The sequence below is a fragment of the Prevotella sp. DNF00663 genome (genome assembly GCF_001553265.1).
GTDB lineage: Bacteria > Bacteroidota > Bacteroidia > Bacteroidales > Bacteroidaceae > Prevotella.
This window is the reverse complement of sequence record NZ_KQ960624.1, coordinates 15,782-27,200: the sequence shown is the minus strand read 5'-3', so window position 1 is coordinate 27,200 and position 11,419 is coordinate 15,782. Positions and strand designations below refer to the sequence as shown.

Sequence of the window (11,419 nt, the reverse complement as noted above, 5' to 3'; positions counted from 1 at the left end):
CATTTCTGAATAGGCTATGCAGTAAAACTGCGAAGCCCTTGCAGTTTGATAGTAAAGAAGTTTACGAGTAGACAAGTGAACGAGTTTAAAAGAGAAGGAAACAAGTTACAAGTAGACAAGGAAACAGTTTTAAAAGGAAAATAAACTAGTCAACGAGTAGACAAGTGAACGAGTTTAAAAGACAAGTGAATAGTATAGCGTTATTAGAAAACAAGAATTCCTGCAAAAAGCGATGTATCCGCTCTTACGATTCTTCCTCTTCTGCTATGCAGAATATGTAAGAAAAGAATGCGACAATTGGTACTATCTTATTTTTTATGGCTAACTTTGCATAAGCTTACCAACTCTCAAGGGTGACTGTAGGAAACGGAATGTACTCCGTCTCCATAAGATAGATTCACCTGAGACTGTTATTTTAGACGTTTACAACATATACAACCACTGATATGAAAAAGTTACTGATTGCACTAACTCTATGCCTCACTGCCCTCACAAGTATGGCAGGGAAGCACTATACAGTCATTGTTTCGCTCGATGGATTCCGTTGGGACTATCCCGATTGGTACGATACGCCGGCTCTCGACACCTTGGCTGCCAAGGGTATAACGTCGGGATTGATTCCATCCTTCCCTTCTAAGACATTCCCCAACCACTATACGCTGGCCACAGGATTGTATCCTGATCACCATGGTATTGTGCATAACACATTCTTCGACAAGGTTTCTGACAGTTTCTTCTCGCTGGCTAATAAGGCAACGAAACTCGACTCGCATTTCTATGGTGGCGAACCTATTTGGGTAACGGCTCGTCAACAGGGGGTCAAGACAAGCATACTTTATTGGCCGGGGTCCGATGTAAAGGTAAAAGGCATGCTGCCCGACCGGTTTTTGGAATACGACAAAGCACCCAGACTCACCTTCGAAGAGCGCGTAGAAGGCGTGCTCAACGAGTTGCGCAAACCCGAAAAAGAGCGTCCGCAACTCATCATGGCCTACTTCGAGCAGCCCGATGCCCACGGTCACCATTTCGGTCCGCAAAGCAAAAAGACCAGACAGGTGGTCATGCAAGCCGACACGCTCATGGGAATGATATATCGTGGCATACAACAACTGCCTTTCGCGGCCGACGTCAACTTCATCGTTGTATCCGACCATGGTATGACTTGGGTGGACGAGGGACACCAAGTGCCACTCAAATCACGGTTAAAAGCAGAGTGGGTGAAAAGCATCCAAGGCAACGTCCCGGCCATGATATACGCGCGTGAAGGTTGCACCGACTCCATCTATCAGGCACTTCGCAACATTGACCATGCCCGCGTATGGAAACGTGGCGACGTCCCGGCCTACCTACACTACGGCACCAATCCGCGCATTGGCGACATCGTAGTTTGCCCCGACGGCGGTTATTTGGCGCAAGACACACCGGTGAAAGGTGGAGGTACACACGGTTTCGACCCGGCCGAGCAAGATATGCACGCCTTATTCCGTGCTGCCGGCCCCGACTTTCCACATGCTACACTCCCCCACTTTAGCAATGTAGACGTCTATCCACTACTCTGTAAATTGCTCGGACTCACGCCTGCCCCCAACGACGGAGAAGTACCGGCCGGCCTATAAAGCACCCCACAACACATTAGACCAACGACTATGCTGAATATATTCAAAGAACTGAAACGCCAAGACCATCCGAGAATCCTCGGTGGTATGGACATATTGAAATACATCGGTCCCGGATTGCTCGTCACCGTGGGCTTTATCGATCCCGGAAACTGGGCCAGTAACTTCGCAGCGGGATCCGATTTCGGTTACGCCTTGCTGTGGGTGGTCACACTATCTACCATCATGCTCATCGCTCTACAGCACAACGTAGCCCACTTGGGTATCGTTACCGGGCTCTGCTTGAGTGAGGCTGCCGAGAAATACACACCCAAATGGATTGGTCGCCCCATCATCGTCAGTGCCGTACTGGCTAGCATCAGTACCTCCATGGCAGAGATATTAGGCTCGGCCATTGCCCTGCAAATGCTCTTTGGAATCCCCATCGTGTGGGGCTCTACCCTCACAGTGGTGGCCGTACTCATTATGCTTTTCACCAATTCTTATCGCCATATAGAGCGTGCCATCATCGGTTTTGTATCTATGATTGGACTCTCTTTCATCTACGAGATATTCTTAATAGACATTGATTGGCCTGCTGCTACCACGGGATGGGTAGTGCCTAGCGTGCCCGAAGGAAGTCTGCTCATCATCATGAGTGTGCTCGGTGCCGTGGTAATGCCCCACAATCTATTCCTGCATTCAGAGGTGATACAGAGTCGCCAGATACATACGAAGGGTAAGACAGACATAGAGAAGACACTGAAATACGAACTATTCGACACCCTTTTCTCCATGATTGTGGGCTGGGGCATCAACAGTGCCATGATATTATTAGCTGCTGCAACATTCTACAATCACGGTATCCATGTGGAAGAGCTGTCACAAGCCCAATCGCTGTTGACCCCATTGTTAGGCAACAATGCCGGAAACATCTTCGCCATGGCGCTGCTGCTGGCCGGAATTTCGAGTACCATCACCAGCGGAATGGCTGCCGGAAGTATTTTTGCAGGCATGTTTGGTGAGTCGTACAATGCCCAAGACACCCACTCTGTCGTAGGTATCTGTATCTCACTGGGGCTGTCGTTGCTCATCATCTTCTTCATCTCCGATCCATTCCAAGGACTCATCTATTCGCAGATGTTGCTGAGTGTGCAACTTCCTTTTACCGTATTCTTGCAGGTAAGCCTTACCTCTTCCAAGCGCGTCATGGGTTGTTACGCCAACAAGCCGTGGAATTCGGCCTTCCTCTACAGCCTCGCCGCCATCGTAACCATACTGAATATATGGCTGCTGATAGAGAGTATTTAAGCCTTATAATTCCATCGTTTATTCTTTAGGAACGATACGCCGACCTCCCATACGGGGTGCAACAATCAACGGCACGCGCTCTACGACAACACTACTTGTGTCAAGTCCCAAGGCTCGTTCTTCGCTAATGCCGATGTGCTTGATGAGCGCATAGAGCCCCATAATAAAATTATCGCGCGAATTATCAGAACTAAAAGGATAGAAAATGCGATGAATAATGATAAAGCGGAAGTCGCCGGCAATCTTTCTCTGAGCCAAAGAGCGATATGCACTCGTCAGTTGGAACTGTCCGTTGGCAACCAAATCTTCTACCACCTGTCGTAGATAGAGTGTGAGATAAGGTTGTACTCGAAAACCAATCTGCACGTCTACACGGTATAAAGTTTCCCGGATTAGCGGTGTAAAGGTGTACGTAAGCGTATCGGGACTGTCGACATACTCAAAATGAAACAGCCAGTAATGTTTGGCACGTTTGGGATTTTTGTGGATAATAGAATAGATAACCTTGCCTTCAACCAAGTCTATATCAGAGGTTTTACTGATATAGACTAGATTAGTAGCATACATCGGAATACTCTCATCGGCCTTAATAGCTTTGATTATGTCAAAATATTGATTGACACGCAGGAAGCTGAGATACTTCGTTCTTATCTTACTTGCATGATACCATATAAACATCGTGCTGCAGAAAAGGCCGGCCAATAAAATAGTGAACCATCCACCATGGAAAAATTTAAAGGCATTAGCTATAAAAAACAAGCCTTCAATACCTCCGAATACTAGTGCGAATACGAATATAAGCAGTCTATTCACCTGCCTCATCGACAGATAATAGACTAGCAACACAGTCGTCATCAACATCGTTATGGTAATAGATAGCCCGTAGGCGGCTTCCATATTCTCAGACGATTGAAATACCAATATCGTAAGGATACATAGTATATAAAGCGAAGTATTGACCCAAGGTACAAACATCTGTCCCTTGTGGCGGGTGGGATATTTGATACGTAAGCGCGGCCAAAAGTTAAGATTCATAGCTTCACTGAAGATAGTGAACGCCCCACTGATAAGAGCCTGACTGGCAATAACGGCTGCCATCGTAGCCATGATGATAGCCGGTACGAGAAAACTCTGCGGCATGATGGCATAGAAAGGGTTGAGCCCGGAAGCAACCTCTCCACGATGAGCGATAAGCCAAGCCCCTTGTCCCAAATAATTGAGTATGAGCATCGACTTCACATACATCCAACTCCACGTAATATTGCGCTTACCACAATGACCTAAATCAGAATACAGCGCCTCGGCTCCGGTAGTACAAAGAAATACAGCACCCAATATGAGGAACCAAGAGGGATTGTGCGCCAAAAGATTGAGCGCATAATAAGGATTGAACGCTTGCAAGATAGCCCAATGATGGGGCAATTGGCAAACTCCTACCACACCCAACATGAAGAACCACAAAAACATGATATAACCAAAGGACTTACCGATGGCGTTGGTACCAAATTGCTGAACGAAGAATAAAACCGTGATAATGGCAATACTAATAGGCAATATCGGTGGCGTGGAATGAAGAGCCCCCAGCCCCTCAATAGCCGAAAGTACGGTGATAGAAGGGGTGATGATACCGTCGGCAACAAGCGTACTGGCCCCGACAATAGCTAGTAGGTAGAGCCACGTACGCTTGCTGCGCTTCACAAGAGCATAAAGAGCCAAGATACCTCCTTCTCCCTTATTATCGGCTCGCAATGCTATCAATACATATTTAATGGTTGTCTGCATGGTTAGCGTCCAGATGATGCACGACACAGCCCCTACTATATAACTCGTATCGTAGTGTCGATTCACACCGACAATCGTCTTCATCACATACAAGGGCGAAGTGCCTATATCGCCGAAAACAATACCCAATGTGACAAACATGCCCATCAGACTCCAACGTCTGGTTGCATTACTATCTTCTGTTGCTTTCATCCTTGAAAATATCTCTATAAAATGGCGCAAAGATAGGGATAAAATGCTTTTGCAAGCATAAAACCAGAAACTTAGTTAATGCCATTAACCATTATTAACCATGGGATAAATTGTAAAAATAGAATGGCTCACAGAATGAGAAACAAACAGGCTTAAAATCCACTTTTGCGGCTGAAATGCCACAACAAACCGCAAATTATGCGTCTTATTTACAAAGTTAAGGCGCAAGAACTTGCTTGCGTAAAGCTAAAAAGGTATATTTGCAATGTATAAAGCTAATGTTTATCCATGAAAGAGAGCATTGGAACGACCGGCATTAAGACTATCACTATTCATGATATTCTTCATTGTTACACTATTCTAGGAACTTTTCTAGTTGCAGCCATTGCAGAGTGTACAGTTTCATTCTGTTACACCTTGACAAGTAAGTTCTTTCTCTTCCAAGCGCATCATGGGTTGTTACGCCAACAAACCGTGGAATTCGGCCTTCCTCTACAGCCTTGCCGGCTTCGTAACCTTATTGAATATATGGCTACTGACAGAGGGTATATCAGCATAAAAGCAGGGACCAGTTATAGTAGTTAATTTTACAATTTGATTTTCTATGACATACGACAGTTATAAAATCAGACCGCTTACAACCCTCAGTATCATACTTTTTGCCATGATATTGTTGATAATACCCGGCATTGCTAGCTTCTTAGTTGCAAAAGATTGGTATAGCTTGGGATTCATGATAGTCATCATATCATTAGCTATATACCTTATATATGACTATTATCAATCACGCCACGACCATATTATGATCACGGGTGCCGGCATACAAATACGTATCAAACAGCAGATACAAGACATCTTGTGGGGTGACATTGAGTATATTGCTTTTTGTGCACGGCCTTTCGACGGTTTGTTTTTGCAAATTAAATATACAGGCCATCGCCCACCTACAGAAATAAACTTTGGCCGTGGTACCTATTGGACTGCCAACTTCTACCACTTACGGCGCAAGATTATCCACTTTTCACAACGAGATGACATCACAATATTGCGATCGAAGCAATGGTATCTGAAGATTGTATAATATAAAATTCCATGATTATGGATAGAAGACTACCCCTTTTAAGCATGTTATCACTGCTATTCGTAATATTATCATGCCACACAGTGCCCAGTGGAACAAGATTATCTGAACTACCATATACACAAGTTACGATACTAGAGTGCCACGACTTCGACATGCAAACATGCCCAATAGCTATTGGCAACCGTATTTTCACCATTGGACGAGGATGGGGATACACCAACAATACATTATCCAAAACCATTCTCGGCGATGGACTTACCGAGGGAATTCTCATTCTGGATGTCCCGGATTCTATCCTTGGCTACGACAAGACAGCTAAACCCTATATACACCTCAACCTCTATCGCACCAACGACAAGGTATATTTCATGGGCAAACGCTACCGAATTGCACGCGAAAACAGAGATAGTATCTTCTCTACATTATATCCATCACAAGGCAATTTTAAAAATTGCATGGTGTTCATCGGGGATATCCCCTATCGGAAGAAATGAAAATGGAGTTCCGAAAAAACTCGCTAAATCAAACAAAAATGGGGGCTACGCAGAGTCAACCTGCAAGTTACAAAACGAAGTGCAATAAAAGAGTAGCCCTCAAGTTGATTCTCTGATACCCCTCAAGTTACTCCTTAGCTATCCTACAAGTATGCCCCAAGTATGCCCCAAGTACATAAATATATTTTTCATGTTGATATGGTAAAATGCAGAAAAAGCTTGTTGAAACCTATTTCATGCTAGTGTAAAGTAATGAAAAATATTTCCTTGCACTATGCTGCAAGCACCTATTTTTGGACTCAAAATGTTCCATGAATGTTCCACTTGTTGGTAGTAAACGAAATAAAGGATTTACGAATAGTTTCGTAAATCCTTTATTATTAAGATTTTATCCTTTGTAGCGGGGGTGGGACCCGAACCCACGACCTCCGGATTATGAATCCGACGCTCTAACCAGCTGAGCTATCCCGCCATCACAACTCGCAGCAAGTGCTGTTTGCGGGTGCAAAGGTATACAAGTTTTTTGATTATACAAAATTTCAATCTCCTTTTTTATTGTTTTCCTCAGTATTTTTTTATATTTTTGTAGCTGAACAAGTTTTATATCAACCCAACAAGTACATGAAGAAAGAGAAAATAACGATTGAGCACCTGTTGAGTTCAAATTCACCATCCATCATTTGGGACATAGTGGGGACTGTTCACGGATGGGCTTGTTGGCTTGCCGATGAAGTCACACAAGACCAAGATGAAATCACATTCGTATGGGGAAAAGTATGGAGCCACCACGAGATTCGGAAAGCTAAACTTATTAGTTGTAAGAATTTCAATGCCATTCGTATCCGGTGGGAAGACGAAGAAGACTTGGAGGCTTTTGTAGAAATCAAGATGGAGCGAACAGATTTGACCGGTCATTACATGCTTATTATTACAGATTTTGCAGAACCTAATGATATGGAGCAACTAGAAAATATATGGCAAGACAACTTGACAAGGCTTCATCAAGCAACAGGATTATAAAAAGAGATACGCAACAAGGCTCTGTAGAATAAGCCTTTTAGCCACTTTACTCCTTACAAATAAGGATTGTTTTTGTATAACTTTGTTTGTACCTTTGCATTTTATAGTATGAGCACGAACAAGATACAAAACATTAACCAAGACATTATCGATAAATATAATGTTCCGGTACCACGATATACCAGTTATCCGCCTGCGAATTATTTTGAAGATTTCACAGAGGCAGACTATCTCAATGCTGTAAACAAATCGAATACAGCAACCGACAAGCATCTATCATTCTACTTTCATATTCCGTTTTGTAGACACTTGTGTCATTACTGTGCGTGCAACTCGTACTGTATGCATAAGCCCGAAGTTGTGTCGGCTTACGTAGATGCGTTGCATCAAGAGATTGACTTATTGTTACCACACTTAGACTCAAATCGCAAGATTTCACAGATTCACTATGGTGGTGGTACGCCAACGCTCCTTGAACCGAAAGAGATTAAAAAGCTCAACGAGCATCTGCTTTCCCATTTCGATACTATAGAGCAACCAGAGATTGCCATAGAATGCCATCCGGGGTATCTCACACTAGAGAAATGGCAACAATTGATAGATTGCGGTTTTACTCGTATGAGCATAGGTATACAGGACTTTAACGAAGCTGTACTAAAAACCGTAAATCGCCAACCGGCGTGCGAACCGATAGAAGACGTGGTTGCTCTCTTACGCCAATCAGGCATTAAGCTCAATATGGACTTCTTATACGGCTTACCGGGACAGACGCCCGATTCGTTTGCCGAATCCATACGTCGAGCTATTGAACTTCATCCCGACCGCCTCGTGACATTCAGTTATGCCCACGTGCCATGGTTGAAAAAGCAACAACTCATCCTAGAAAAAGCGGGGCTACCCACAAGTTCGGTCAAAGAGAGTATCTTTACAACAGCCAGCCTACTGCTACATGAGGCCGGTTACAAGAGTGTAGGACTCGACCATTTCGTACTTCCGGACGACGAGTTATACATAGCCCGACAAAATCATCAGCTACACCGTAACTTCCAAGGATATTGTACACGGCGTACTACGGCTCAAGTTTATGCTTTTGGTGTCACAGGAATCAGCCAACTTGACGGTGCTTACGCTCAAAACACAAAGAATATAATTGAATATATAGAGCAGACTAATCATGGAAACCTAACGATTCGGAAAGGTTATGCCCTATCAAACGAGGAGCGACTGACTCGCGAAGTAATTGAAACATTGATGTGTAACTATCGTATTGACTGGCAAGATATTGCTAATCATGTGCAAACGAGTGTCGAACAATTGAAAGTTGCCACTGTTTACAACGAGCAGAAACTACAAGAATTTGCTGCCGATGGTATCATCCGATTCGATGATTTACATCTAGAGATGACTGACGCAGCATCTCCTATGGTTAGAAATGTAGCGGCATCGCTCGACCCTCTGATGTTGAAATCCAACAAATCGTTCTCCAAAGCAATCTAACAACATGCAGAATCAAGAAGCTATCAAGCATACAGGCGTGGTCATCATTGGAGCAGGACTCACCGGACTAACCACAGCATATACACTTAAACAAAGAGGATTTGGCGTACATGTCGTAGAAAAGCTGACACGAATAGGCGGACAAATCCAAACACACCGGGTGGGTGACTACATCGTGGAGAGTGGACCTAACACGGGTGCTATATCATTTCCAGAGGTTAAGGAACTGATGAACGAGCTTAAAGAGACTTCGCATGGTACTTGTTTACTCGAACCGGCCGTAAAAGTTGCCAACCAACGATTGATTTGGAAAGGCAGTCGTTTCCATGCTTTGCCATCCAGCCCTATAGGTGGATTGACAACTCCACTATTCACATGGACTGATAAATTCCGTATTCTAGGTGAGCCATGGCGCCGCAAAGGTCAGAATCCCGACGAAAGTGTAGCAAGCCTAGCTACCCGTAGACTAGGAAAATCATTTGTCGATTATGCAGTAGACCCATTCATATCGGGTGTCTATGCCGGTGATGCTAACCAACTCATCACACGCTATGCCCTGCCAAAACTCTATAATTTGGAACAAGAGTATGGCAGTTTTATTCGCGGAGCTATAGCCAAAGCCAAACAACCGAAGAATGACCGAGACAAATTAGCTACTAAAGAAGTATTCTCTGCTGTTGGTGGTTTAGGACAAATTCCCCAAGCAGAGGCCGACTACATAGGCACAGAGAACATCTCTTTGGGCGTGACAGATGTAAGTATCAAGCCTTTCGAAGACAAGTGGCAAGTAAAATTTACCAGTCAACAAGGCCAAGCCATCATCTATCAATGCCAAAAAGTGGTTACAACTTGCGGAGCATACGCACTGAACAACATGTTACCTTTCATTGAATCTCAACGCCTTGAGCGTATTACCAATCTGCACTACGCCCCCATTATAGAAGTAGGTGTGGGAGTACGCAACACCGAAGGGCTGGATTACAAAGCATTTGGTGGTTTGATACCTTCTCGCGAACAAAAGAAAGTTTTGGGAATCCTCTTTCCATCGGCTTGTTTCAAAGGACGTGCACCCGAAGGCGGAGCCCTGTTCACCTACTTTATTGGTGGGGTAAAACATACTGAGATGCTCGATATGAGCGACGATGAGCTACAAAATCTTGTTGTAGATTACTTCCATAACATGCTCAAGTTCCCATCACACATCCATCCCGACACCATTAATATATTCCGGCACACAAAGGCTATTCCACAATATGAAGTTTCGAGTGGTGCTCGTTTTGAAGAAGTAGGCCGCATAGAAACGGAATATCCGGGGCTCATTATCGCCGGAAATCTACGCAATGGTATCGGCATGGCTCATCGTATCAAGCAGGCACGTGACATTGCCACCAACATACAATTACAGAAATGACAAACCCATTCCTCGACATCGTACAAGGCAAACAAGCCAATCGACCCGCCGTATGGTTCATGCGGCAAGCCGGCCGGGTGCTTCCTCGCTACCAAGAATTGCGACAAAGCCATTCTTTCTTAGAGCTAATGACCCAATCGGAGTTAGCAGCCAAAGTTACATTATTACCCGTTGAAGATTTAGGTGTGGATGCTGCTATCCTCTTCAGCGACATTCTTGTGATACCAATGGCTATGCAGAGTGATGTGGAATGGACCGATAAAGGCCCGGTATTCCCCACTCCATTGGCATTTATAGAGAAACCATCAACCTTGTTAAAACCCCAACCGGAGAAATTGGAATTTGTTTATCGGGCCATCGACCGCATCATGGAGCCCCGCACACAGGGCACTCCTCTCATCGGATTCTGTGGCGCACCGCTTACTACGCTCTGCTATATGCTGCAAGGTTTGAACTCACATACGGGTTTTCCCGATGCCATCAAGTTCTTCTATACTCAGCCCGAAGAAACTCGTAAGCTGATAGATGTTATCACCGAGCTTTGTATCCACTACGCCCGGCAGCAAGTTCGACACGGTATTGACGTTTTCCAGATCTTCGAGACACACGCCGGTCTCGTTCCTACAGAACTCTATGCAGACCTATTCCTACCGGCAGTAAAACGTATTTCCGAAGCTATCCGCAGTATGGGACGCCGTGTTATCTTCTTCCCCAAAGGCATCGGAACAAGTTTATCCCTCATCACTCCCGATATTTGCGACATTGTAAGTATTGATTGGCAGACATCCTTAGAAACCGCCCGCCGGCTTCTTCATCCTTCTATTGGTCTACAAGGCAATCTAGACCCACGCTTACTCTATGCCGATTTAGACACTATTCAGGCTGTACTTGGCACATATGAGAAGTTCTTTGAGAAGCATGGAGCTTGGATTTTCAACCTTGGACATGGCGTATTGGCCGATACTCCATTTGAAAATCTAAAGTATGTGGCTACGTGGGCGAAAGCTCTATCTGCCCACCAATAAACAGAATA

Annotated in this window: 9 protein-coding genes, 1 tRNA gene and 1 pseudogene; 9 read left to right on the top strand and 2 right to left on the bottom strand. The window is 44.6% G+C overall.

Translation table 11 applies throughout. The annotated features are described in order from the left end of the window. The first annotated feature begins 446 nt into the window (after positions 1–446). Both HMPREF3034_RS06705 and HMPREF3034_RS06700 read left to right on the top strand, forming a co-directional pair. Positions 447–1,616, top strand: a complete 1,170-nt coding sequence (locus tag HMPREF3034_RS06705; RefSeq protein ID WP_036898388.1) for an alkaline phosphatase family protein — start codon at positions 447–449, stop codon at positions 1,614–1,616. 30 nt (positions 1,617–1,646) lie between these two features. Next, entirely contained in the window at positions 1,647–2,906 is a 1,260-nt protein-coding gene (locus HMPREF3034_RS06700) for an Nramp family divalent metal transporter (protein ID WP_036898391.1), read from the top strand. 18 nt (positions 2,907–2,924) lie between these two features. On the opposite strand, the gene HMPREF3034_RS06695 is transcribed toward HMPREF3034_RS06700, so the two are convergent. Beyond that, positions 2,925–4,880: a KUP/HAK/KT family potassium transporter gene (locus HMPREF3034_RS06695; protein ID WP_062434242.1), complete on the bottom strand. Its 1,956-nt coding sequence runs from the start codon at positions 4,878–4,880 to the stop codon at positions 2,925–2,927. A gap of 421 nt (positions 4,881–5,301) precedes the next feature. Here HMPREF3034_RS06695 and HMPREF3034_RS13140 point away from each other — a divergent pair. From HMPREF3034_RS13140 to HMPREF3034_RS06680, 3 genes and pseudogenes are all read left to right on the top strand, one after another. Next, positions 5,302–5,439, top strand: a pseudogene (locus HMPREF3034_RS13140) (divalent metal cation transporter); the annotation flags it as partial. Positions 5,440–5,484: 45 nt separating this feature from the next. After that, positions 5,485–5,961 (top strand): hypothetical protein, encoded by a 477-nt coding sequence (locus HMPREF3034_RS06685; RefSeq protein WP_036898405.1) that lies wholly within the window; start codon positions 5,485–5,487, stop codon positions 5,959–5,961. Positions 5,962–5,978: 17 nt separating this feature from the next. Then, the gene (locus tag HMPREF3034_RS06680; RefSeq protein ID WP_156431065.1) at positions 5,979–6,458 is read left to right on the top strand and encodes a hypothetical protein; all 480 of its coding nucleotides are present in this window, start codon (positions 5,979–5,981) and stop codon (positions 6,456–6,458) included. Between the two features lie 398 nt (positions 6,459–6,856). Here HMPREF3034_RS06680 and HMPREF3034_RS06675 read toward each other — a convergent pair. Then, positions 6,857–6,930, bottom strand: a tRNA-Met gene (locus HMPREF3034_RS06675). 149 nt (positions 6,931–7,079) lie between these two features. On the opposite strand from HMPREF3034_RS06675, the gene HMPREF3034_RS06670 reads away from it, so the two are divergent. The 4 genes from HMPREF3034_RS06670 (at position 7,080) to hemE (ending at position 11,411) form a co-directional block, all read left to right on the top strand. After that, complete coding sequence (locus HMPREF3034_RS06670; RefSeq protein WP_036898456.1) at positions 7,080–7,478, top strand: START-like domain-containing protein; 399 nt, start codon at positions 7,080–7,082, stop codon at positions 7,476–7,478. Between the two features lie 132 nt (positions 7,479–7,610). Beyond that, the gene (hemN, locus tag HMPREF3034_RS06665) at positions 7,611–8,975 is read left to right on the top strand and encodes an oxygen-independent coproporphyrinogen III oxidase (protein WP_062434250.1); all 1,365 of its coding nucleotides are present in this window, start codon (positions 7,611–7,613) and stop codon (positions 8,973–8,975) included. A gap of 4 nt (positions 8,976–8,979) precedes the next feature. After that, a complete protein-coding gene (gene hemG, locus HMPREF3034_RS06660) occupies positions 8,980–10,386 on the top strand; it encodes a protoporphyrinogen oxidase (protein WP_062434239.1) in 1,407 nt (468 codons plus the stop codon). Beyond that, complete coding sequence (gene hemE, locus HMPREF3034_RS06655) at positions 10,383–11,411, top strand: uroporphyrinogen decarboxylase (RefSeq protein ID WP_036898413.1); 1,029 nt, start codon at positions 10,383–10,385, stop codon at positions 11,409–11,411. The genes hemG and hemE overlap by 4 nt, the downstream gene beginning before the upstream one ends. Positions 11,412–11,419 lie beyond the last annotated feature (8 nt).